Annotated in this window: 21 protein-coding genes; 6 read left to right on the top strand and 15 right to left on the bottom strand. The window is 59.7% G+C overall.

The genetic code is table 11. The annotated features are described in order from the left end of the window. Window positions 1–82 precede the first annotated feature (82 nt). Window positions 83–2,593: a glycerol-3-phosphate 1-O-acyltransferase PlsB gene (gene plsB / locus ACZRMS_RS25240; RefSeq protein WP_463997533.1), complete on the top strand. Its 2,511-nt coding sequence runs from the start codon at window positions 83–85 to the stop codon at window positions 2,591–2,593. 12 nt (window positions 2,594–2,605) lie between these two features. Beyond that, window positions 2,606–3,004, top strand: a complete 399-nt coding sequence (locus tag ACZRMS_RS25235) for a YbaY family lipoprotein (protein WP_463997532.1) — start codon at window positions 2,606–2,608, stop codon at window positions 3,002–3,004. Window positions 3,005–3,088: 84 nt separating this feature from the next. Here ACZRMS_RS25235 and ACZRMS_RS25230 read toward each other — a convergent pair whose 3' ends face one another. Beyond that, window positions 3,089–6,154, bottom strand: a complete 3,066-nt coding sequence (locus ACZRMS_RS25230; RefSeq protein WP_463997531.1) for an efflux RND transporter permease subunit — start codon at window positions 6,152–6,154, stop codon at window positions 3,089–3,091. A 5-nt stretch (window positions 6,155–6,159) separates the two neighbouring features. Beyond that, window positions 6,160–7,260, bottom strand: coding sequence for an efflux RND transporter periplasmic adaptor subunit (locus tag ACZRMS_RS25225; protein ID WP_463997530.1), 1,101 nt, complete (start codon window positions 7,258–7,260; stop codon window positions 6,160–6,162). Window positions 7,261–7,350: 90 nt separating this feature from the next. On the opposite strand from ACZRMS_RS25225, the gene ACZRMS_RS25220 reads away from it, so the two are divergent. Further along, a complete protein-coding gene (locus ACZRMS_RS25220; protein ID WP_463997529.1) occupies window positions 7,351–7,989 on the top strand; it encodes a TetR/AcrR family transcriptional regulator in 639 nt (212 codons plus the stop codon). A gap of 118 nt (window positions 7,990–8,107) precedes the next feature. Here the strand turns inward: ACZRMS_RS25220 and ACZRMS_RS25215 are convergent, their stop codons facing one another. Further along, window positions 8,108–8,890 carry a class I SAM-dependent methyltransferase gene (locus ACZRMS_RS25215; protein WP_463997528.1) on the bottom strand — a complete coding sequence of 261 codons (783 nt, stop codon included), beginning with the start codon at window positions 8,888–8,890 and terminating at the stop codon, window positions 8,108–8,110. Between the two features lie 93 nt (window positions 8,891–8,983). On the opposite strand from ACZRMS_RS25215, the gene ACZRMS_RS25210 reads away from it, so the two are divergent. Next, a complete protein-coding gene (locus tag ACZRMS_RS25210; protein WP_463997527.1) occupies window positions 8,984–9,604 on the top strand; it encodes an energy transducer TonB in 621 nt (206 codons plus the stop codon). On the opposite strand, the gene ACZRMS_RS25205 is transcribed toward ACZRMS_RS25210, so the two are convergent. The 5 genes from ACZRMS_RS25205 to ppc form a co-directional block, all read right to left on the bottom strand. After that, a complete protein-coding gene (locus ACZRMS_RS25205; RefSeq protein WP_463997526.1) occupies window positions 9,601–10,464 on the bottom strand; it encodes a DUF72 domain-containing protein in 864 nt (287 codons plus the stop codon). The two genes, ACZRMS_RS25210 and ACZRMS_RS25205, sit on opposite strands and share 4 nt — an antisense overlap. 4 nt (window positions 10,465–10,468) lie before the next feature. Beyond that, window positions 10,469–10,765: a hypothetical protein gene (locus tag ACZRMS_RS25200; protein WP_463997525.1), complete on the bottom strand. Its 297-nt coding sequence runs from the start codon at window positions 10,763–10,765 to the stop codon at window positions 10,469–10,471. Between the two features lie 175 nt (window positions 10,766–10,940). Next, window positions 10,941–11,618, bottom strand: a complete 678-nt coding sequence (tsaB, locus tag ACZRMS_RS25195) for a tRNA (adenosine(37)-N6)-threonylcarbamoyltransferase complex dimerization subunit type 1 TsaB (RefSeq protein WP_463997524.1) — start codon at window positions 11,616–11,618, stop codon at window positions 10,941–10,943. 94 nt (window positions 11,619–11,712) lie between these two features. Next, window positions 11,713–12,360 carry an adenylate kinase gene (adk, locus tag ACZRMS_RS25190; RefSeq protein WP_048359932.1) on the bottom strand — a complete coding sequence of 216 codons (648 nt, stop codon included), beginning with the start codon at window positions 12,358–12,360 and terminating at the stop codon, window positions 11,713–11,715. Between the two features lie 286 nt (window positions 12,361–12,646). Further along, the gene (gene ppc / locus ACZRMS_RS25185; RefSeq protein ID WP_463997523.1) at window positions 12,647–15,277 is read right to left on the bottom strand and encodes a phosphoenolpyruvate carboxylase; all 2,631 of its coding nucleotides are present in this window, start codon (window positions 15,275–15,277) and stop codon (window positions 12,647–12,649) included. A 269-nt stretch (window positions 15,278–15,546) separates the two neighbouring features. Between ppc and ACZRMS_RS25180 the strand changes: the two genes are divergently transcribed. Next, window positions 15,547–15,960: a DUF4398 domain-containing protein gene (locus ACZRMS_RS25180; RefSeq protein WP_463997522.1), complete on the top strand. Its 414-nt coding sequence runs from the start codon at window positions 15,547–15,549 to the stop codon at window positions 15,958–15,960. 65 nt (window positions 15,961–16,025) lie between these two features. Next, entirely contained in the window at window positions 16,026–16,805 is a 780-nt protein-coding gene (gene lptF / locus ACZRMS_RS25175; protein WP_463997521.1) for a lipotoxin F family OmpA-related lipoprotein LptF, read from the top strand. A 164-nt stretch (window positions 16,806–16,969) separates the two neighbouring features. On the opposite strand, the gene ACZRMS_RS25170 is transcribed toward lptF, so the two are convergent. The 7 genes from ACZRMS_RS25170 to prfB all read right to left on the bottom strand — a co-directional run bounded on the left by ACZRMS_RS25170 (window position 16,970) and on the right by prfB (window position 23,836). Continuing rightward, complete coding sequence (locus ACZRMS_RS25170; RefSeq protein WP_048359936.1) at window positions 16,970–17,296, bottom strand: hypothetical protein; 327 nt, start codon at window positions 17,294–17,296, stop codon at window positions 16,970–16,972. After that, the gene (locus ACZRMS_RS25165) at window positions 17,293–18,210 is read right to left on the bottom strand and encodes an alpha/beta hydrolase (protein WP_463997520.1); all 918 of its coding nucleotides are present in this window, start codon (window positions 18,208–18,210) and stop codon (window positions 17,293–17,295) included. Before ACZRMS_RS25165 ends, ACZRMS_RS25170 begins: the two co-directional genes overlap by 4 nt. A 126-nt stretch (window positions 18,211–18,336) precedes the next feature. After that, a complete protein-coding gene (locus ACZRMS_RS25160) occupies window positions 18,337–19,614 on the bottom strand; it encodes a flavohemoglobin expression-modulating QEGLA motif protein (protein ID WP_463997519.1) in 1,278 nt (425 codons plus the stop codon). 33 nt (window positions 19,615–19,647) lie between these two features. Continuing rightward, entirely contained in the window at window positions 19,648–20,196 is a 549-nt protein-coding gene (locus ACZRMS_RS25155; RefSeq protein WP_463997518.1) for a hypothetical protein, read from the bottom strand. Between the two features lie 12 nt (window positions 20,197–20,208). Beyond that, window positions 20,209–20,913, bottom strand: a complete 705-nt coding sequence (locus ACZRMS_RS25150; protein WP_463997517.1) for a TetR/AcrR family transcriptional regulator — start codon at window positions 20,911–20,913, stop codon at window positions 20,209–20,211. A gap of 213 nt (window positions 20,914–21,126) precedes the next feature. Next, entirely contained in the window at window positions 21,127–22,629 is a 1,503-nt protein-coding gene (lysS, locus tag ACZRMS_RS25145; RefSeq protein ID WP_463997516.1) for a lysine--tRNA ligase, read from the bottom strand. Window positions 22,630–22,740: 111 nt separating this feature from the next. Next, a protein-coding gene (prfB, locus tag ACZRMS_RS25140) for a peptide chain release factor 2 (RefSeq protein ID WP_463997515.1) occupies window positions 22,741–23,836 on the bottom strand; the annotation gives its coding sequence in 2 pieces (ribosomal slippage) (window positions 22,741–23,763 and window positions 23,765–23,836; 1,095 coding nt in all). Window positions 23,837–24,147: the final 311 nt, after the last annotated feature.

The raw sequence follows: 24,147 nt of genomic DNA, 5'->3' as shown, positions 1-24,147 counted from the left end.
CGCTTTTTTGCCGATTTTCCGGAGATACGGCACACTACCCGGCCGAGTAAACGCTCGTTTAATCCACTAACGCAGAAGCCGTATGACCCCCTCCCCATTCCGCCGCCTTGTCTTTGGCGCCCTGCGTCGCTTGCTGTACCTGTGGGTGCGCTCTGAGACCATTAACCAGTCTTCCCTGACCCTGAACCTGGATCGCAGCCGGCCAGTGTTCTACGTTTTGCAATCACCCTCGCTGACCGAACTGGCCGTGGTTGATACCGAATGCTCCAAGGCCGGCCTGCCCCGCCCGGTACTGCCGGTGGCAGTAGGTACCATGATCGAGCCTGCCGCCTTCTTCTACCTGACCCCCGAGCCCGACTGGCTGGGCCGTCAGGACAAGCGTGGCGCCCCCCCTGCCCTGACCCGTCTGGTGGACGGCTTGACCCTGAACCCGGCCGAGGATGCGCAGATCATCCCGGTCAGCGTGTTCTGGGGCCAGTCCCCCGACAGCGAATCCAGCCCCTGGAAACTGCTGTTTGCCGACAGTTGGGCAGTGACCGGGCGCCTGCGCCGCATGCTGCGCATCCTGATTCTGGGCCGCAAAACCCGGGTGCAGTTCTCGGCACCGATCCATTTGCGCGAACTGATCGACCTCAACAAGGGTCACGAACGCACCGTGCGCATGGCGCAACGTATTTTGCGCGTGCACTTTCGCAACCTGAAAACCGCAACCATCGGCCCCGACCTCTCGCACCGGCGCAACCTGGTCAAAGGGCTGGTCAACGAACCCTCCGTACGCCAGGCGATCCTCGACGAGGCCGAACGCGAGAATATCTCTGCGGACAAGGCCCGTGCCCAGGCATTGCGCTACGCCAATGAAATCGCCTCGGACTACACCTACACCGCGATCCGTTTTTTTGAAGTAATCCTGAGCTGGTTCTGGAACAAGATTTACGACGGGGTGAAGGTCAACCACATCGAGGGTGTGCAGAAGATCGCCCAAGGCCACGAAATCGTCTATGTGCCGTGCCACCGCAGCCACATCGACTACCTCCTGCTGTCCTATCTGCTGTTTCGCAACGGCCTGACCCCGCCGCACATCGCCGCCGGGATCAACCTGAACATGCCGGTGATGGGCCGCTTGCTGCGCCGTGGCGGTGCCTTTTTCATGCGCCGCACCTTCAAGGGCAACCCGCTGTACACCTCCGTGTTCAACGAATACATGCACACCCTGTTCACCAAGGGGTTCCCGGTGGAGTACTTCGTCGAGGGCGGCCGTTCGCGCACCGGGCGCATGCTGCAACCCAAGACCGGGATGCTGGCCATCACCGTGCGCAGCTTCTTGCGTTCGTCGCGCATGCCAATCGTGTTTGTGCCGGTGTACATCGGTTACGAGCGTGTACTCGAAGGCCGCACCTATCTGGGCGAGCTGCGCGGTGCCAGCAAGAAAAAAGAGTCGATCTTCGATATTTTCAAAGTGCTGGGCGCCCTTAAAAAACAAAAGTTCGGTCAGGTCGCAGTCAACTTTGGCGAACCGATCAAACTGGCCGAGTTCCTTGAACAGGAGCAGCCGGGCTGGCGCAAGCAGGAGCTTGCACCGCTGTACCGTCCTGAATGGTTGAGCGCGACCACCAATCGTCTGGGTGAGAAAGTTGCCCAGCACCTCAATGAAGCTGCGGCCATCAACCCGGTGAATCTGGTGGCGCTGGCCTTGCTGTCAACCACCAGGCTGGCCCTGGACGAACAGGCGATGGCACGGGTGCTGGACCTGTATCTGGCCCTGCTGCGCCGCGTGCCTTACTCGCCGCACACCACCTTGCCCGAAGGCGACGGCCGCGCACTGATCAACCATGTCAAAGACATGAGTCTGCTCTCCGAGCAAAGCGATGCACTGGGCAAAATCCTGTACCTGGATGAACAGAACGCGGTACTGATGACCTATTACCGCAACAACGTTCTGCACATTTTTGCATTGCCGTCGTTGCTCGCCTGCTTCTTCCAGAGCACCTCGCGCATGAGCCGCGAGCAGATCCTGCGCTACACCCATGCGCTCTACCCGTACCTGCAATCGGAACTGTTTATCCGCTGGACGCTGGAAGAACTCGATGCCGTGGTGGACCAATGGCTCGAATCCTTTGTGGAACAAGGTTTGTTGCGCTTCGAGAAAGACGTCTACCTGCGCCCGGCGCCAAGCTCGCGGCACTTCGTCTTGCTGACGCTGCTGTCCAGGAGCATTGCGCAAACCCTGCAGCGCTTCTACATGGCCACTTCACTGCTGCTCAACAGCGGCCAGAACACCTTGAGCGCCGAAGAGCTGGAAGACCTGTGCACCGTGATGGCCCAGCGGCTGTCGATCCTGCACGGGCTCAATGCCCCCGAGTTCTTCGACAAAAGCCTGTTCCGCCACTTTATCCAGACATTGCTTGAAGAAGACGTGCTGCGCCGTGATGCCAACGGCAAGCTGAGCTATCACAAGCTGCTCGGTGAACTGGCCGAAGGCGCAGCCAAGCGTGTGTTGCCGGCCGAAATTCGCCTGTCGATTCGCCAGGTGGCCCTGCATCGCAGCGAAGATACGCAAGAACAGCCGCCGCTTTCGCTCGAAAAAACATCTTGATAGGAGCACACCATGAAAAAAGTTCTGTTACTCAGCCTCACAGCCTTGCTCGGAGCCTGTAGCTCGATGACCTCTACCCCGCAAGCGTCCCTCGACGGCGAAGTGTTTTACCTGCAGCGTATCGCCTTGCCGCCTACCGCCACTCTGGAAGTGAGCTTGCAGGATGTCTCGCTGGCCGACGCACCGGCGGTAACCCTGGCCAAACAGAGCGGCCCGGTCAAAGGCCAGGTTCCCCTGCCCTTTCACCTGACCTATGACCCGGCACAGATCAAGCCGGGCCATACCTACGCGGTGAGTGCACGGATCGAAGAAAACGGCCGGTTGCTATTTATCAGCACTGAGCGCAACAGCGTCGACCTGAATGCCAAAACCCAGCAGCCCATACGCCTGCGTGTAGATCAGGTTCGCTGATCACGTGCGGTCAGTGGCACCCTGCTGACCGCATCGCCGGCAAACCGGCTCCCACAGAATCTGATGACTGCGGGAGCCAGGGTTTCAAACCTTCTTCACCTTGAACCACGCGGCATACAGCGCCGGCAGGAACAGCAGCGTCAGCACTGTCGCCACGATCAGCCCGCCCATGATGGCGACTGCCATCGGCCCGAAGAACACGCTGCGTGACAACGGAATCATCGCCAGCACCGCCGCCAGCGCGGTCAGCACAATCGGGCGGAAACGCCGTACCGTCGCTTCAATAATCGCCTGCCACGGGTCCAGCCCCGCCGCCTTGTCCTGCTCGATCTGGTCCACCAGGATCACCGAGTTGCGCATGATCATCCCCGACAGCGCAATGGTGCCCAGCATCGCCACAAAGCCGAAGGGCTTGCCGAACAGCAGCAGGAACAGCGTCACGCCAATCAGGCCCAGCGGTGCGGTCAGAAACACCATCACCATGCGCGAGAAGCTGCGCAACTGCACCATCAGCAAGGTCAGTACCACCACGATAAACAGCGGCACACCGGCTTTCACCGAGTCCTGGCCACGGGTGGAGTCTTCGACGGTGCCGCCCACCTCCAGCAAATAACCGTCCGGCAATTCGGCACGTACGCCTTCAAGGGTCGGCAGTATCTGCTGCACCAACGTTGCCGGTTGCTCCTTGCCATAAATATCCGCACGCACGGTCACGTTCGGCAAGCGGTTGCGGTGCCAGATAATGCCCTCTTCAAAGCCATATTCCAGGGTCGCAATTTGCGACAGGGCAACACTCTGGCCATTGTCTGTCGGCACCGCCAGGCTCGGCAGCAGCGACAGTTCGGTACGCTCCTGAGGCGTGCCGCGCAGCAGGATTTCGATCAACTCGTTGTCTTCACGGTACTGACTGACCGTGGAACCCAGCAACGTGCTTTGCAAGAAGCGCGACAGGTTCGCCGTGCTCACGCCCAAGGCCCGGGCCCGGTCCTGATCGATATTGAGGTACACCACCTTGCTCGGTTCTTCCCAGTCCAGATGCACGTTCACCACATGGGGGTTGTCCCGAACCCTGGCCGCTACCTTGCGCGCCAGCGCCCGCACCTCTTCGATATGCTCGCCCGTCACCCGGAACTGCACCGGATACCCCACAGGCGGGCCGTTCTCCAGCCGCGTGACGCGCGAACGTACCGTCGGGAATTGCTCGTTAAGGGTTTCGATCAACCAGGTGCGCAGGCTTTCCCGATCCTCGATGGTCTTGGCCAGCACCACGAACTGGGCAAAGCTGGCCGCCGGCAACTGCTGATCCAGCGGCAAGTAATAGCGTGGCGAACCGGTGCCTGCGTAAGCCACATAGTTTTCGATGCCCGGGTGATCCTTGAGCAGGCTTTCAAGCTGTTTGACCTGCTCGGTGGTGTTGCTCAACGAAGCGCCTTCGGCCAGCTTCAGATCGACCATCAGTTCCAGACGGCTCGACGCCGGGAAGAACTGCTGCGGAACAAATTTGAACAACACCATAGAGCCCAGAAACAACAGCACGGTGAGCGCAATCACGGTTTTGCGACGCTGCACGCACCACTCCACCAAACGGCGCACCCGCCGGTAAAACGGTGTGGCGTAGGGGTCATGTGCCCCGGCGGCGGTACCGTGTTTAGCCGCATGAATCTTCGCCAGATCCGGTAACAGCAAGGCCCCCAGATACGGTACAAACACCACCGCTGCCACCCACGATGCCAGCAGAGCAATGGTCACCACCTGGAAAATCGAACGGGTGTACTCACCCGTGCTCGACTGCGCCATGGCAATCGGCAAAAAACCCGCTGCCGTGATCAGCGTACCGGTGAGCATCGGGAACGCGGTGCTGGTCCAGGCAAAGCTCGCCGCCTTGAGCCGGTCGTAACCCTGCTCCATTTTGATCGCCATCATTTCAACGGCAATGATGGCGTCATCCACCAGCAAGCCCAGCGCCAGCACCAGCGCCCCCAGCGAGATCTTGTGCAGGCCGATCCCGAAGTAATGCATGGCGGCAAAGGTCATCGCCAGCACCAGCGGGATGGTCAGCGCCACCACCATGCCCGTGCGCAGCCCCAGCGAGAAAAAGCTCACCAGCAATACGATGACCAGGGCTTCAACCAGCACTTTGACGAATTCACCGACGCTGGTTTTCACAGCCGCCGGCTGATCCGAGACCTTGCCCAATTGCATCCCGACCGGAAGGTTTCGCTGGATCCGTTCAAACTCGGTATCCAGCGCCTTGCCCAGCACCAGAATGTCGCCGCCGTCCTTCATCGCCACAGCCAGACCGATCGCATCCTGGCCCATAAAGCGCATGCGCGGCGCCGCCGGGTCATTGAAGCCGCGACGCACATCGGCCACATCACTGATGCGCAAGGTGCGCTCGCCCACACGAATCGGGAAACGCTCTATCTCTTCGACCGTCTTGAAGTTACCGCTGACGCGCAATTGCACGCGCTCGGTCGGTGTTTCGAAGAACCCCGCCGTCGACACCGCGTTTTGCTCTTCAAGGGCCTTTTGCACTGCCGCCAGTGGCAAGCCCAGGGTCGCGAGCTTGAGGTTGGAAAGCTCGATCCAGATTTTTTCGTCCTGCAGCCCCAGCAACTCGACCTTGCCTACATCCTTGACCCGTTGCAGCTGGATCTGGATGCGGTCGGCGTAGTCCTTGAGCACTGCGTAGTCGTAACCTTCGCCACTCAGGCTGTAGATATTGCCGAAGGTGGTGCCGAATTCATCGTTGAAAAACGGCCCCTGAACATCCGGCGGCAAAGAGTGATGGATGTCACCGAGCTTTTTGCGTACCTGATACCACAGCTGCGGGATCTGGTCCGAATGCATCGAATCGCGGGCCATAAAGGTTACTTGCGACTCGCCCGGACGCGAGAACGAGACAATGCGCTCGTACTCGCCGGTCTCCATCAGCTTTTTCTCGATGCGCTCAGTGACCTGGCGCGAGACTTCCTCGGCCGTGGCACCCGGCCACAGGGTCCGGATCACCATGGCTTTGAAGGTAAACGGCGGGTCTTCGCTCTGTCCTAATTTGGTATAGGAAAGGCCTCCGACAATTGCCAGCAACAGCATCAGGAACAGTACGATCTGGCGATTGCGCAACGCCCAGGCGGAAAGATTGAAACCCATGGGAATTAGTCCTTCGCCGAAACATTGATGGTCCGGTTGGAGCGATCAATCGGCCGCACCTCCTGCCCCGGATGCAATACATGCACCCCGGCGGCAACGATCCAGTCATCGGCGTTGAGACCTTCGAGTACCGGCACGGTTTTCTCCCCAAACGGCCCGACACGTACCGGCACTTGTTCGATCTTGTTGCCCTGGCCCACGCGCCATACGTAGGGTGCACCGTTTTCGGCAGTCAAGGCTGACAACGGCACCGACAACTGGCTGTGGCCTTCGCTCTGGATAAAAACCCGGGCACTTTGCCCCAGCTCCGCAGGCACCTTGCCTGCGGTGAAAGCGATGCGGGCAGCGAAGGTGCGCGACTTGGGGTCGGCTGACGGCGACAGTTCACGGATACGCCCGCTAAAGCGCTGGCCGGGTTGCGACCACAACTCAACCGACACCGGCAAACCGATCTTGAACCGGCCGAAGTCTTGCTCAGGCAAGCTGATCAGCACTTCACGCTCACCATCGGCCGCCAGGGTGAACACCGTTTGCCCGGCGCTGACCACTTGCCCGACTTCAACCTGACGCTGGGCGATCACGCCATCTTGCGGGGCACGCAGCACGGCGTAACTCGCCTGATTGCTGGCTACATCCTGTTCGGCCTTGATCTGCTGGAGCCTGGCTTCACCCGAACGGTAGAGGTTTTCGGCATTATCGAACTGCGAACGGCTGACCATCTGGCGATCCAGCAGGGTCTTGTAGCGATCACGCTCGGCACGTACCAGATTCAGATTGGCCTGGGCTGCGGCCACTTGTGCCCGGGTGGCGTCCAGTTGCAGCCGCACGTCTTGCGGGTCCAGCTCGGCCAGCGGCTGATTGGCCTTGACCCGCTCCCCCTCGTCCACCAGGCGCTTGCTGACTTTGCCACCGATACGAAACGCCAGCTGCGGGTCAAAGCGCGCCCGCACTTCACCGGGATAACTCTGGTTCGCGAGCGCCGAGGGCTGCGGCTGAACCACCATCGCCGGGGTGATACTGATTTTCGCGGGCTCTTGCTGCCCACACGCAGACAATAAAACGACCAGACACAGAGGCACAGCGCGGGGCAAGGCATGGCGCAACATGGTGATGACCTTTCGCTAATGGGGCTTGGAATATTTATACTGGGCGGCATGTTATTAATACTAAACTCACCAGTCCAGTAATAAACGGATATGTCTGACCATCATTTACCCCCCAATGCCCTCGGCCGTCCGAAAGACATGGCAAAACGCCAGTCCATCCTCGACGCCGCCAAAACCCTGTTTTTGACCAAGGGCTATGCCAACACCAGCATGGACGCGGTTGCAGGTTTGGCGGGCGTATCAAAACTGACGGTCTACAGCCACTTCACTGACAAGGAGACCCTGTTTTCCTCAGCGATCATGGCCAAATGCACAGAACAGCTGCCGGTTCTGTTTTTTGAGTTACCCGGCGACGGGCCGATTGAGAAGGTGCTGTTAAAAATTGCCCGAGGGTTTCACGCACTGATTAACAGCGAGGAGTCGTTGAACCTGCATCGGCTGATGATGACCCTGGGCAGCCAGGACCCGAAGTTGTCGCAGATCTTCTTTGAGGCGGGGCCAGAGCGGCTGGTGCTGGAGATGGAGCAGCTGCTGCGCAAAATCCATCTCAGTGGTGCACTGCAGATTGATGAGCCGCACTACGCGGCAGAACACTTTTTTTGCATGCTCAAGGGCGCGCCCAACTTTCGCCTGCTGTATGGCTGCGGCGAGCCGCTGGACGCAGAAGGCGCCGAAGCACATGTGCAGGAAGTGGTGGGGGTGTTTATGCGGGCTTATCGACCGACGTGAAGCAACCACCCGTCACCTGTGGGAGCGGGCTTGTTCGCGATGCAGTCGACGCGGTGTATCTGAACAACCGCGCCGATGCCATCGCGAGCAAGCCCGCTCCCGCAAAAGAGTGTGGTGTTCAGGGCTTCAGCGCTTTCTTCGGGTAAATATCGTAACGGCTCGACTTGCCATCCAGCGCATGGCTCGGCTTGGGCCCGGCGATGCACGGTGCCTTGCGCGGGCGCTTGACCACCACGCGGTGACTCGCCAGCGCCAATGCCGCTTCGAGCAAGGCCGGTGCATCATTGTCATCGCCCACCAATGGCCGGAACAGACGCATTTCTTTCTTCACCAGGGCTGTTTTCTCGCGGTGCGGGAACATCGGATCGAGGTAGATCACCTGCGGCGGCTCGCCTTCCCAATTGCGCATCACTTCAATCGAGTTGCCTTTAAGCAAGTGCATGCGCGACACGATCGGCGCCACTTCAAAATCGTCCAGGCCACGGGCCAGACCATCTTCAAGTAACGCACCAATCAGCGGCTGACGCTCGATCAGGCTCATTTCACAGCCAAGGCTCGCCAGCACGAACGCGTCCTTGCCCAAGCCCGCCGTGGCATCCAGCACCCGCGGGCGTACGCCCTGCTGAATCCCCACCGCCTTGGCAATCATCTGCCCGGTGCCACCGCCGAACAAACGCCGGTGGGCCGCGCCGCCTTCTACGAAGTCGACCCGCACCGGGCCCGGGGCGTCGGGGCCCAACTGTTGCAGCTGCAAACCCTGGGCGCTCAACTGCAAGGCGAACTCGGCGTCCGGTTCGTCCATAGGCAAACCCAGGCGCTCAGCCCATTGCTCGGCCAAGGCCTGATAAGCCTCGCCCAACGCCTCGACTTTGATACGACAGCCCGCTGCTTGCTCAATCATCTAAAAACACGCTCAAAAATTTAATGATCGGCAAAAGCTGCCGATAAATGAAATATCCGGCATTTTGCCAGAGCTGGGCGTCGACCGAGAGCTATGTCAGACATTCATTCCCCATCCATCGGCTTTATTGCGCCAATTGGCGACTTTGGCCGGCACAATTCGCAGATCACGGGCAGCGTCAATCACCTGTGGAAGGACTTCTACGCCCAGGCGTTGGCAGAACAGTCCGGTACTGACGAATTGGCGGCGATTGATGCACCGCCGGTGGCCAGAGATGAAAATGCCGAACCCCGTGGCGGCACTGCTGTGCTGGGCAATATCGTGACCCAGCGCCATTGCGAGGTTCAGGACACTGAACTGCGTCCGCCCCAGGCCCTGTTTTTACCCATAGCCGAGTTCGAACTCGACTTGCTGCCGCCGCCAGCCGCGCCCTACCCCGCGCAAGAATTGATCGCCCAACAGCACCAACAGGATTTCAACGCCACCTGGGTACGCCCGATCATCATGACTCAGGGCCACCCGCTGCCCGAACCGGGCCCCGGGCCTGAGCCACGGCCCTTGCATCTGCCCATTGCCGAATTCGAACTGGACCTGCTGCCACCGCCCGCCGAGCCGTTCGACGCAATGACCCTGATCGAGCAACAACGGGCGATGGACTTCGACCTGGGCTGGGCCCGTCCGCTGGTGGTCAACAACTTGCGCCTGGCGGCTTAAAGCAGCCCCAGCTGTTCGACCGTCGAGGGTTGATGCAACTCGGGCAATGCCGGCAAACCCGGTAACCGTTCACTCAATTGCTGGTGAAAGCGCCGCGCCAGTTCCGGTGCCCGGTGATTGTCCGGCGTGTGCAAAAACACATAAGGCGCACGTCCCTCTTCGATCCAGCCCGCCACTTTTTCAACCCAGGGTCGTAAATAGGGGTCGTTGGCTTCCAGTTCCGGGCGACCGATAAAGCGCACCTGCGGGAATTGGGTAAAGGCGGCCGGGCGCGGCGGTACTTTGGGCTTTTTCGCTTGTGCGTGCAGCACCGCTGGATCCGTCGAGATGCAGCTGAACAAGGCCCGCGGATCAAGACAAATGCGTTCGACTCCGCGATCCATCAACAAGCGGTTGAGCAACCGTTCGGCATCGCCCTTGGCAAAGAACTCCGGATGACGCACTTCAACCGCCAGCGGGCGCTCCAGAGCGTCCACAAAGCTCACCAGCTCTGCCAGGCGCTGTGGGCCGAAGCTTGCCGGCAGTTGCAGCCAAAGGGGCGCTACGCGCGCTCCCAAGGGCCGCAACAGTTGCAAGAAGTCTTGTGCAGCGTGCCCCTGCTCTCGCAAATCACCGCCGTGGCTGATATCCCGCGGGAACTTGGCGGTAAACCTGAAGTGCCCGGGCATGCTTTGCGCCCAGCGTTCTACCGTGGCCGGTGCCGGGCGGGCGTAGAAAGTGGTGTTGCCTTCGACGGCATTGAACACTTGCGCGTAAAGGCTCAGAAAGTCAGCCGGGCGGGCGTTTTGCGGGTACAGGCCTTCGCGCCAGGCGTTTTCACTCCAGGACGGGCAACCTAGGTAATACGGGAGGTCAGTCATGAATTCAAATGTACAGGTCCAGGGTCTGTACTTCTATTTCCCAATCGATAAAGCCTGCCGTGCTCAGGTAACTGGCGAGGGCCCTGGCCGTGCTTTTGCTCATGGCGCGCTGGAAGATCATGTCTTGCTGGCGGGTCGGCAACTGGCTGATGCGTTCGCCGGAGGATGACGTACGGGTAGCTTGCGGGGCGCTGTCGAGCGGGCCTTCACTGTCCTCAACCGATTCATCAAGCAGCGGCTGGCCTTTACGCGGCTTGCGCTTGATCGGGTAGGACTGGGAAGAAAAGCCGTCAATGCGCATGGCAGCAAGCTCGGTAGCGATAGTTACAATTTAGCGGCGCTGGCCGGACTAAGCAAATCCACTGTAGGGACATACCCCCTGTGGGAGCGGGCTTGCTCGCGATGGCATCAACGTGGTGATTCAGACAAACCGTGTTTTTGGCATCGCGAGCAAGCCCGCTCCCACACGAGAACCATCAACGTTCTGCTTTAGGCGTCGCCACCTTGTCGCGCAGGTACACCGGCTGTGCGTCATCGGCGCGGATGGCCTCGCCACGGGCCCAGGCAAATCGGGCCAGTGTCAGCAGGTCTTCGGCGTGAGGCAACATGCCCGCATCCATCGCGTACGGTTTGACGCTCAACCGCTCGGCGTAACCCCAGCCGGTGCCTGCGCCAAACCAGTCACCGGCGGCGCCATCGGGCAAGGCGGCAACCTCGGGCGCCAATACGGCTTCAGCGCCTTGCAGACGCATTTCGCCTGCCTGCTCGCGGTAGCAGCCCCAATACACTTCGTCCATGCGCGCATCAATGGCGGACACCACCTGGGTGGCGCCGTGCTCGCGATAGGCGCGCTGGGCCAGGACCGCCAGGTTGGAGATCGGCAACACCGGGCGCTCCAGGGCGAAGGCCAGGCCCTGCACCACACCAATGGCGATGCGCACACCGGTAAAGGCGCCCGGCCCGCGTCCGAAGGCAATGGCTTCCACCACCGACAGCTCGACTCCGGCCTGATCCAGCAGTTCTTTAATCATCGGCAACAGCTTTTGCGCATGCAGGCGCGGGATCACCTCGTAGTGGCTCGTAACCTTGCCATCGTGCAGCAAGGCAACAGAGCAAGCTTCAGTCGCGGTATCCAGGGCCAGCAAGGTGCTCATCGGTGTTCCCGTCAGAATCAAATTGAAAAAAGTTCAGCAGTATAAACAACAACAGCCCGCAAGCGGGCTGTTGTTACAGAGCAAAATCGACTTATCAGCTCAGGGCTTCAAGCACCTTGGCAGTGATCGATTCTACCGAGCCAACGCCTTCGACGTGGCTGTACTTCGGCTTGCCCTGGGCAGCGGCCAGCTTTTGGTAGAAGTCCACCAACGGCTTGGTCTGCGAATGGTAAACCGAAAGGCGGTGACGAACGGTTTCTTCGGTGTCGTCTTTACGCTGAACCAGCTCATCGCCGGTCACATCGTCCTTGCCTTCAACTTTAGGCGGGTTGTAGACAGTGTGGTAAACGCGGCCCGAGGCTTCGTGTACACGACGGCCAGCAATGCGCTGAACAATCTCTTCGTCTTCAACGGCGATTTCCAGCACGTGGTCCAGCTCGACACCGGCTTTGACCAGTGCTTCAGCTTGCGGAATGGTGCGCGGGAAACCGTCGAACAGGAAACCGTTTACGCAATCCGGCTGAGCGATACGCTCTTTCACCAGATTGATGATCAGATCGTCAGATACCAGACCACCGCTGTCCATTACGCCTTTGGCGATCAGGCCCAGCTCGGTCCCGGCTTTAACAGCTGCACGCAACATGTCGCCGGTGGAGATTTGCGGGATGCCAAATTTTTCAGTGATGAACTTTGCCTGAGTACCTTTACCGGCCCCGGGAGCTCCCAGCAGAATTACGCGCATCGATGTGCTCCTCAAATTTTTTATTTAAATGACAACAGACTCGCCTCTTTGGGCCAATCTCAAAATCGGGTTATGGCCATCAAAACGGCCAAGGGCTGATCAAGATACACAGCAGGCCCGGCCCACACAAGCCGCCCAAAGTAGGAAAAATTACAGGCAATCCGACCCGTGCGGCCGGGTGTCACAGGTCGCAACCCCACAATAAAGTGTCGCGCCCGCGCAGGGATCGGCATCCGGTCTGCCGTGCCTGCGCCCGCTCTGGCGCGACATTTGCCTCTCTTTTGCTTTAGCCGGTGTTGCGCAATCCCGCCGCGATCCCGGCCACAGTTACCAGCAACGCTTGTTCCAGAGGGCTGTCCTGGGCCGCTTGCTGGCGCCGCGAACGCGCCAGCAGTTCGGCCTGCAGTAGATGAAGAGGGTCAAGGTAGGTATTGCGCAAACGGATGAACTCAAGCGTCTCCGGGCTATGAGCCATCAACTGTGCCTGGCCGGTCAGCCCCAGCACCACGGTGCATGCCTGCGACAATAAGTCGCGTAAATGCACACCCAATGGCAGCAGTTCCGGGGCCACCAGACGTTCGTCGTAGAGCCGGGCGATATCGGCATCAGCCTTGGCCAGAACCATTTCCAGCATGTCGATGCGGGTGCGGAAGAACGGCCACTGCTCGCGCATTTGCGCCAGTTGCTCGCCTTCACCACGGACCAGCGCCTGGCTCAAGGCGGTTTCCCAGCCCAGCCAGGCAGGCAGCATCAGACGGGTCTGGGTCCAGCCGAAAATCCACGGGATGGCCCGCAGGCTTTCAATCCCCCCCGCCCGGCGTTTGGCCGGACGACTGCCCAATGGCAAACGACCCAGCTCCTGCTCCGGCGTCGACTGACGGAAGTACTCGACGAACTGCGGATTGTCACGCACCACACCGCGGTAGGCCTTGACCCCGTCTGCCGCCAGTTCGTCCATCAACACCCGCCAACCCGGCTCCGGCAGGGGCGGCGGGAGCAAGGTGGCTTCCAGCACGGCCGCCAGATACAGGTTGAGATTTTGCTCGGCGATGTCCGGCAGGCCGAACTTGAAGCGAATCATTTCGCCCTGCTCCGTGGTGCGGAAACGTCCCGCCACCGAGCCCGGCGGCTGCGACAGAATCGCCGCGTGGGCCGGGCCGCCGCCGCGACCTACGGTGCCACCGCGACCATGGAACAACAGCAGTTCAACGTCTTGTTCCCGACAGATGTTGACCAGCGATTCCTGTGCCCGGTACTGCGCCCAGGCGGCCGCCGTGGTGCCGGCGTCCTTGGCCGAGTCGGAATACCCGATCATCACTTCCTGCGGCCCTTGCAGATGGGCGCGATAGCCCGGCAACAGCAGCAGCCGCTCGATCACCGGCCCCGCATTGTCCAGGTCGGCCAGGGTTTCAAACAACGGAACCACACGCATCGGGCGTTCAAGCCCCGACTCTTTGAGCAGCAGTTGCACCGCCAGCACATCAGAGGCAGCGCCGGCCATCGAGATCACATATGAACCCAGTGACGCCCCCGGTGCAGCGGCCACCTCACGGCAGGTTGCCAACACTTCGGCAGTGTCGGCACCGGGCTTGAAGTAACCGGGCAATAGCGGACGACGGTTGCTCAGCTCGCGCATCAGGAAAATCAGACGGGCATCTTCGTCCCAGTCTTCATAGCGGCCCAGCCCCAGATAATCGGTGATTTCGGTCATGGCCGAAGCGTGTCGAGCCGCGTCCTGACGCACATCGAGGCGCACCAGAAACAGGCCGAACGTCACGGCCCGGCGCAGGAAATCGAGCAATGGCCCATCCGCGATCACGCCCATGCCGCAGGCATGCAGCGATTGATAGCAAAGCTGCAACGGCGCCAGCAGATCGCGATTGTCCTGCAACACCTCTGCCGGGGCAGCGTGCGCGCTGCTCAAGGCACTATGGGCCCAGTTGCGGGTGGCCCGCAGGCGCTCACGCAATTGCTTGAGCACGGCACGATACGGCTCGGCACTCTCCCCGGCTGCAGCCAGCAGTTGCGCAGTGGCCTGCTGCATCGACAGGTCAGCCGCCAGTTTGTCGATATCACGCAGGTACAAATCCGCCGCCATCCAGCGCGCCAGCAACAACACTTCACGGGTCACGCTGGCGGTGACATTGGGGTTGCCGTCACGGTCGCCGCCCATCCAGGAAGCAAAGCGGATCGGGGCCGCCTCCAGGGGCAAATGCAGCCCGGTGGCCGCATGCAGAGCCTTGTCAGCCTTGCGCAACATATGCGGCACGGCGTGCCACAACGAATGTTCGATGACCGCAAAACCCCACTTGGCCTCATCCACAGGGGTGGGACGGGTGCGACGGATTTCTTCAGTGTGCCAGGCTTCGGCGATCAGCCGCTGCAAGCGCTGTTCGATCTCGGATTTTTCCGCAAGGGTCAGGTCACGGTGGTCCTGGGCAGCCAGTTGCTCGGCGATGGCATCGTACTTCTGAATCAGGGTACGGCGGGTCACTTCGGTAGGGTGCGCGGTGAGCACCAGCTCGATATCCAGACGGCCGACCTGGCGCGCCAGCGACTCGGGTTTATGCCCTTCGGCAAGCAGCCGTTCGAGCAACTGCGGCAAGACCAGCGCCTCAAATGGCTCGGCCTGCCCTTCTTCACGCCGGTGGATCAGCTGGTACTGCTCGGCAATGTTTGCCAGGTTCAAAAACTGGTTGAACGCCCGCGCCACCGGCAGCACTTCATCGTCGCTCAGGGCATCCAGAATCGCGCTCAATTCCTCGCCCGTGGTGCCGCGCCGGTCGGCCTTGGCCCCCTGGCGGATACGCTCGATCTTGGCGAGAAATGCTTCGCCGTATTGGTCACGAATCGTATTACCCAACAGTTCGCCCAGCAGGTGAACATCATCGCGCAAGCGTGCATCAATATCGGTCATCAGCAGTTTCTCCAGCAGTATCCGGGGACAGCTCGTTCCTCAAGAGTGCTGTGCAACGCCTGCTTTTGACAAGTCAAACCCCGGGCAAAACTTAAATGCGCGCCTGACCAATCGGTCAAATAATCTTTTAGGCCATTTGCCATCTTTTATTGAACTATTCAAAAAGCGCTCCGGTCACAGCCATTAACCATCACCGCTGGAACCTGTATTGCAACACTGCCAGTGACACCACCGTCGTGATGGACTTGATGTTTTTAAGGAGTTTCCCAATGGAGTTGAAGACCATGATGACCCGCACTGTCAAAACCACCTCGCCTCGCCTGCGCGGGCTAAAACTGGCTGCGCTGGCAATCGGCACCAGCTTCGTTTTGGCTGGTTGTGCTGGCAACCCTCCGTCAGAGCAGTACGCAGTGACTCAATCGGCCGTGAATAACGCCGTGAGCGCAGGCGCTACTGAATATGCACCGGTAGAAATGAAGTCGGCTCAGGACAAGCTCAAGCAGGCCGAGTTGGCCATGCATGACAAAAAATACGACGAGGCCCGTCGTTTGTCCGAGCAAGCAGAATGGGATGCTCGTGTAGCAGAACGCAAAGCCCAGGCCGCCAAGGCAGAGAAGGCCGTTCAGGATGCTCAGAATGCCGTTCAGCAACTGCGTCAGGAAGGCATGCGCAGCGCTCAGTAAGCGCTGCCCTTTTTTGACTGCACCTGGCGACACAGCACCCTAATCGATAGAAAGGACTAAATATCATGCGCAATACAGTAATGATCCCCGCCCTGTTAGCTCTAAGCGTTGGCCTGGCGGCGTGCTCGCACCAGCCAAACGTCAATCTGGAAAATGCCAAGACCAACTTCTCGGCCCTGCAAACCAACCCGGAAGCCACCAAGGTTGCAGCCCTTGAAACCAAGGACGCAGGCGACTGGCTGGACAAGGCTGAAAAGGCCTTTCTGAACAAGGAAGACGATTCCAAGGTTGACCAGTTGGCCTACCTGACCAACCAGCGTGTTGAATTGGCCAAGCAAACCATTGCCTTGCGTACCGCTGAAAACAACCTGAAGAACTCCGCATCGGCCCGTGCCCAGGCACTGCTTGAAGCGCGCGATGCACAGATCAAGCAACTCAAGGGCATGAACGCCAAGCAGACTGAGCGCGGCACACTGGTGACCTTTGGTGACGTGCTGTTCCAGTTCGGCAAGTCCGACCTGCAGCCCAACGGTATGCGCAACATCAATACCCTGGCTGAGTACCTGATGCAGAACCCGGACCGCAAGGTGATTGTCGAGGGTTACACCGACAGCGTCGGCTCGGCAGCTTTCAACCAGACCTTGTCTGAGCGCCGCGCCGAATCGGTGCGTAATGCACTGGTACGCAAAGGCGTAGACCCTACCCGTATCGTGGCTAAGGGTTATGGCAAGGAGTACCCGGTAGCGAGTAACGCGACCGATTCGGGCCGCGCCTCGAACCGTCGTGTTGAAGTGACTATCTCCAACGACAACCAGCCGGTCGCGCCGCGTTCGTCGATGCAGTAACCCCCTGTAAAAAAAGCCCCGCCTGAGTGATCAGGCGGGGCTTTTTTTGGGCGCAGATAAATCCACAACGGTGGGAGCGGGCTTGCTCGCGATGCAGACAGCGCGGTTCGTCAGGCAAACCGAGGCGATACCATCGCGAGCAAGCCCGCTCCCACAACAGAACGTTACTGCTCCAGCTTCGGTGTTTCCTGGCCCAGGCAACGCACGGCCTGTTTCTTGTTATTGACCAGTACCCCGGTCAGGCCTTTTTGCTCGGTGTCGAACAATACGATGATGCCGTCAATGCACTGCGCCACCTGACTGGCTGGCGTGAGCGAGACTTTGTAGTCTTCGCCCGGGATGGTCTTGAGCATGGTGAAGTCGCTGAGCAGCAGCGCATCTTCAGGCTTGGCGAAGTGCAGGTAACCGTAGTACCACAGGGCGCCCACGGTGCCGAGGATGGTGCATATACCGGTAATGATCAGGGGGATGGCGTTACGTTCTTCACTCATTGTTGGCTCTCTGGTTCAGCAGCTGTAGTCAAATCCGGTGAGGCGGGGTAATTGGGAATTTCGCCCAGGCGCCGCACGCCATTAAAGTGTTGCGGGTCATCCAGGTAGCGCAGCATTACCTGGCGCCAGGTCGGGTCGGCAAACGTCTGCACGTGGCCGCCACGTGTCAGTTGCAGCACTTTGGGCAGGGGCGCAGCTTGATACAGTCGCAGGCCATTGGAAAGCGGCACGACCGGATCATCCAGGCTGTGGAAGATCAGCATCGGCACCCCCTCCATTCCAGGCATCGCATACACGGCACTGTCGGCGTCGGGCACCAGCCACGACAACGGCACTTGCAACGGCCAGGTCAGCCAGGACGTGCTCAAGGCAAACTGCCCCACTTCGCGATAGCTGGCCGGTACGCCATCGAGCACCATCGCCTTGACCCGTGCCCGTTGCGCCGGGTGCCCGCTCAGGTAATGAAGGCCCATCGCCCCGCCCAGGCTTTGCCCCAGCACAATCAATGGCTGGCCTTGCGTCTGGGGTTGGTGTTGCAACCAGTCAAAGGCCGCGCCGATGTCCTGATACACGGCCGGCAAACCCGGCGCGCCCTGGGACAGGCCATAACCGCGATAGTCGAGCATCAGCACCTGATAGCCCTGGGCGGGCAACCAGGCGGTTGCGCCCAGGTGATACGCCAGATTGCCGCCGTTGCCATGCAGGTGCAACACCGTGCCCTTTAGCGGCACGCCTTGTTTGGCGGGTAGCCACCAGCCATGCAGGCGGGTGCCATCGGCCGCGGTGATCAGCACATCACTGTATTTCAACCCTGCGGCAGTCGGGGTTATCGGCTGGCCGGGCTCGGGGTAGAACAGCAATGAGCTGCATCCGCTGAGCGATAACAGCAGGCAGAGTGCAGCCAGAGTTTTCATCAGAACCAATCGCCTGTCGCCTGAATAGGTCTGGGTGTGGGAGCGGGCTTGCTCGCGATTGCATCGACGCGGCTCAACTGAAACACCACAGCGTCTGCATCGCGAGCAAGCCCGCTCTCACAGGGTTTATAAAATATTCGAGTAGTCCGCTTCGATCCGGTCCAGGCTCAGGTGGTTGAGGAAGTTGGAGAAGCACATCCAGGCCGACAGCGCGTTCATGTCACGAAACTGGTCCGGCAGGTATTTGGGGGCAACCACCAATCCTTCATCCACCAACTGACGCAAGGTACGCATGTCTTCCAGCGTGGTTTTGCCACAGAACAGCAGCGGCACTTGTTCCAGCTTGCCTTTGCGTACGGCCAGCTGAATGTAGTTGTAAACCATGATGAAGCCCTTGAGGTAGGACAAGTCTTTTGTGAATGGCAGGCCATTTGGCACCGATCCACGGAAAACCCGGCTCGCGTTGCCATAGCTTTCTGGCATCTCGAACCCTTGCTCACGGAAGAACTGATACACCTGCATGAAGTCCGCGCCCTCCTCCACCATATGGATGGCGCGGGTACGGTTGGTCAGCTTGCGAAGGCGGCTCGGGTAGGAGGCAAAGGTGATGATCTCCATCAGAATCGCCAGGCCTTCCTGGGTCACGGTGGATGAAGGCGGCCCCTTGGACAGAAAGGTACAGATCGGCTGGTTAAGACCATTGAGCGTGGTCCCAACGTGCACCAGACCCTCATGAACTTCCAGCGCCCGCACGTCACGTTCGTTGAACATCGCGTCGGTACGGATCTTGATGTAGTCGGCGCCCGCCGCGGCATCCGCGACGATGCCGTCGGACTCAAATACCCGAATGGTATCTTCGGCCTCGCCAAACACCTTGTTCAGGCGGGTTTGCAGCATGTGTACGGCGTCCTGGGCGGTCAGGGTCTTGGCTTCGTCCTTGAGCGCGCCGCGCCCGTCGATGTTGTCCAGATAGTCGGACATCATCAGGCCCAGATCGGCCAGCGTCGGGTCACCGGCATGGAACGCGTCCGAAGCAGCGCCATAGAGCTCCTGGGAGATCAGCCCGAAGTCTTCGGTGCCGCGCGCTTCGAGCATGCGCACCACCATGCGGTATTCCTTGCACATGCGGCGCATGATCTGGCCCACCGGGTTGAACTGCCCCAGTTGGCGGGTGATATCGCGCTCGATGTTCTGGAACTCGGACTTCACCGCGCCCGAGTCAAAAGACAGCGGCCGCCCCAGGTAATAGTCGCGGTTGACCGCAGGCATTTCCTTGCCTTTGGCCTTTAAAAAGCCCTGTCGGATGCTGTCGTCCCACTTCACCGCATCCAGTACGCGGATCGGGGTTTGCGCCAGTACGATACGGTCTGACAACGTGCGAATCGTGCGCTGGTAATCGTCCACCCGGTGCTCCTTGGTTGGGCTTGAATGGGGTTGTTACTTGGCCACTCGCTGATAGCGGGCAGCTTCGACAAACACGTCAGAGTTGGCCGGGTCGTCCAGGTAAGCAAAGACCTTGGCCGATGGACTGTTGATCAGTGTGCCCGTGCCTTCGGCGGTATCGACCGGTTCACCGCTCAATGCCGACTGACTGATCGCTTGCTGGATCTGCTCCAGATCGAGATCGTAGATCACCAGTTCCCCGCTGTCGGTCAATTCGAATCCGTTAAGCGTGTAGTTGCCGCCCAGCCGGCCAGGCACTGCAGCCGAGGCGTACCAGCGGCTGCCATGACGGGCGACGATAAACCGGTAACGTTCCCGGGCCTTGGGCTCTCCCTTGGGGAAAACCACCGCCTGATAGTGAGTTTTATCGATGGCGCTGATATTCAGATTGCGCGCCTGCCCCCAGGCATCCTTGCTGGTCCACTGCCCCAGCAATTGTTTGGGTGCCGCTTCTGCCACCAGCGGTGCCTGGGTAAAGGTCACAAGACACCCGTTCAACATTAAAAACGACACTGCCAACAGCATTACACGCCAAGCTTTCATGCCTGCATCCTTCTATAGAGCGGCCAACACCAAACGCATGTAACGGGTGAGGATAGCGAGCCGGTCATCGTCAGCCACTGGCTGCGCGCCATTGAGTAGGGCCTGATATTCCATCCGACCGATTATCGCCGTCAAGACTTCGGCGTCCTGCTGTGGCTGCCTGGAGCCTAGCACTTCGAAGATATGACCGGCGCCCTGGAGGAAAATCTGCTGATGGGAACGCACCAGCAACGCCAGCCTGGGGTTGATCAGTGCCGCCTGGTGAAAAGCCTGCTCGGCCATCAAGTGTTCGCGCCGGGTCTCTAGCTGGTGCTGCAAATAACTGGCCGCCATCTGCGCGATCTCATCGGCCAGCGCGGCACGTGCGTGCTGGCTGCCATTACCTTTTGCCATGAGCGCGCGCAATGTGTCTTCGGTACCTTGCCAGAGCCTGGCCATGTAGGCGGCACTGCGCTCGACGTACTGGGCGAAGGTGTCGTTGATCAGGTCATCGATGTCTTTGAAGTAGTAGGTCGTCGCAGAGAGCGGTACCCCTGCCTCGGCTGCCACCGCCCGATGACGGACACCCCGCACACCGTCGCGCACGACAATCCGCATGGCTGCATCGAGAATCAGCTGACGACGCTGCTCGCTGCCATGGCGGCTGGCCTTGCGGCCCTGGTACTCAACATTTTGCGCGAGCGCGACCGCGATATTTGCTGCGCCTTGAGGGGGCATGACAGATTCCTTCTGAATTGAGCGGCGTTACCGAAACTGTGGGAGCGAGCCTGCTCGCGAAGGTGGCTGACGATAGCGCGTGTTTACCGGTGATCGCGCAGCGCCTTAGCCTTTCGCGAGCAGGCTCGCTCCCACACATTCTCCTGAATGTTCAACAGACTGCGCACCAGACAATAAAAAGCCGCCTTAACGGCGGCTTTTTATTCTGCATCGTTACGCTTGTGGCCGCATGTGCGGGAACAGGATCACGTCGCGAATCGACGGCGAGTTGGTCAACAACATCACCAGACGGTCGATACCGATGCCTTCACCGGCAGTCGGCGGCATGCCGTATTCGAGGGCACGAACGAAGTCGGCGTCGTAGTGCATGGCTTCGTCGTCGCCTGCATCCTTGTCAGCAACCTGTGCCATGAAGCGCTCGGCCTGATCTTCAGCGTCGTTGAGCTCGGAGTAGGCGTTGGCGATTTCACGGCCACCGATAAACAGCTCAAAGCGGTCAGTGACGTTCGGGTTCTCGTCGTTACGACGGGCCAGCGGCGACACTTCGAACGGGTACTGGGTGATGAAGTGCGGCTGCTCCAGCTTGTGCTCTACCAGCTCTTCGAAAATCATCACTTGCAGCTTGCCCAGACCTTCGAAGCCCAGCACCTTGGCACCGGCTTTCTTGGCGATGGCGCGAGCCTTGTCGATGTCGTTCAGGTCGTCAGCGGTCAGCTCGGGGTTGTACTTGAGGATCGAGTCGAACACCGACAGACGCACGAACGGTTCGCCGAAATGGAACACCTTGTCACCGTACGGGACGTCGGTAGTGCCCAGAACCAGCTGAGCCAGTTCACGGAACAGCTCTTCGGTCAGGTCCATGTTGTCTTCGTAGTCGGCGTAAGCCTGGTAGAACTCCAACATGGTGAATTCCGGGTTGTGACGAGTCGAAACGCCTTCGTTGCGGAAGTTGCGATTGATCTCGAACACCTTTTCAAACCCGCCTACCACCAGACGCTTGAGGAACAGCTCAGGCGCGATGCGCAGGAACATGTCCATGTCGAGGGCATTGTGATGCGTTTCGAACGGCTTGGCTGCCGCGCCACCCGGGATGGTTTGCAGCATCGGCGTTTCGACTTCCAGGAAGTCGCGGGCCATCAGGAAGCTGCGGATGTGGGCGATGACTTGCGAACGCACACGGAAGGTGTGGCGCACATCTTCGTTGACGATCAGGTCAACGTAACGCTGGCGATAACGCTGTTCGGTGTCGGTCAGGCCGTGGTGCTTGTCCGGCAGCGGGCGCAGGGATTTGGTCAGCAGACGTACGCTGGTCATTTCAACGTACAGGTCGCCTTTGCCGGAACGGGCCAGGGTGCCTTCGGCGGCGATGATGTCGCCCAGGTCCCAGGTTTTCACGGCGGCCAGGGTTTCTTCCGGCAGGGTCTTGCGGTTGACATAGACCTGGATGCGACCGGTCATGTCCTGGATCACCATGAACGAGCCACGGTTAAGCATGATGCGACCAGCAACCTTGACCGGGATGGCGGCTTCAGCCAGCTCTTCCTTGGTCGCCTCGGCGTACTTCTTCTGCAAGTCGGCGCAGAGGCTGTCACGGCGGAAGTCATTCGGGAAGGCATTGCCCTTGGCGCGCTCGGCTGCAAGTTTTTCCTTGCGCAGGGCGATCAGGGTGTTTTCTTCCTGTTGCAGGTCTTGCGGGTCGAGTTGTAGGTCGCTCATGTCTTTAAAAATTCCATCACAGGTTCGTTGCCCCCGCCTTGCGGCAGGGGGAAGCGGGCTTTAGCGCGCCTATGGGCATCGCACTGGCTTCGCACACGGTTTGTTGCCGACTTACAGCCCTTGTTTCAGGCTGGCCACCAGGTATTCGTCGATATCGCCGTCGAGTACCTTGTCGCAGTCGCTGCGCTCGATATTGGTACGCAAATCCTTGATACGCGAGGCGTCGAGTACATACGAACGGATCTGATGACCCCAGCCGATATCCGACTTGGTGTCTTCCAGTGCCTGGGAAGCGGCATTGCGCTTCTGGACTTCCTGCTCGTAAAGACGCGCCCGCAGCATTTTCATCGCGGTGTCTTTGTTCGCATGCTGCGAACGTTCGTTCTGGCAGCTCACCACGGTGTTGCTCGGTACGTGGGTAATACGCACGGCCGAGTCGGTGGTGTTTACGTGCTGACCACCCGCACCGGAGGAACGATAGGTGTCGATCCGCAGGTCCGAAGGGTTGATGTCGATTTCGATGTTGTCGTCGATTTCCGGCGAAACGAATACGGCCGAGAACGAGGTGTGACGACGGTTACCCGAGTCGTACGGGCTTTTGCGAACCAGACGATGGACGCCAATCTCGGTACGCAACCAACCAAACGCGTACTCGCCTTTGATGTGAATGGTTGCACCCTTGATGCCAGCGACTTCACCGGCAGACAGTTCCATGATGGTGGCATCGAAGCCGCGCTTGTCGGCCCAGCGCAAATACATCCGCAACAGGATATTGGCCCAGTCCTGCGCTTCGGTGCCGCCGGAGCCTGCCTGAATGTCCAGGTAAGCGTTGTTGGCGTCCATCTCACCGCTGAACATGCGGCGGAATTCGAGTTTTTCAAGGGCTTCGCGCAGACGTTCTACTTCAGCAGCAACGTCATCCACAGCGGCCTGATCTTCTTCCTCGGCGGCCATCAGCAGCAGGTCTTTGGCATCGGCCAGACCGGTGTGCATTTCATCGAGGGTTTCAACGATTTGCGCCAGCAGGGAGCGCTCGCGCCCCAGTTCCTGGGCGTACGAAGGGTTGTTCCAGACACTCGGATCTTCAAGCTCGCGATTGACTTCAGTCAGACGCTCATGCTTTTGATCGTAGTCAAAGATACCCCCGAATGGTTTCGGAGCGCTCTGACAGGTCCTTGATGCTGTTAAGGATCGGGTTGATTTCCATGGCTGGCGGCACTCGTAGGCGATTTTTACAAAGCCGGGGAGTATACCGGAAACAGCACTGATCAGCAGCCCGCCTGGCGGGGTTGTGTGCCCAATGACGACAGTGTCGTGAGCCTTCTGCGGGGAAGCTTTTCGACTTACCCGATTGGGAAAGCAGGGATATGCCCGAAAGATTAAACATATCCGGCTTGCAGTATAAATGAATATATTACATAGGGCGGCCGCGAAAACTGAGTGCAACACCTGACCTTTCCGGTACGGTGCTGCCCCTATGTCCTATTCCGAACTCAGCGTTGAAGAGCGCGCGATCAT

It is taken from the genome of Pseudomonas sp. B424 (assembly GCF_055408345.1).
The sequence above is the reverse complement of the archived record's forward strand: the minus strand, read 5'-3'. Positions and strand labels throughout refer to the sequence as shown.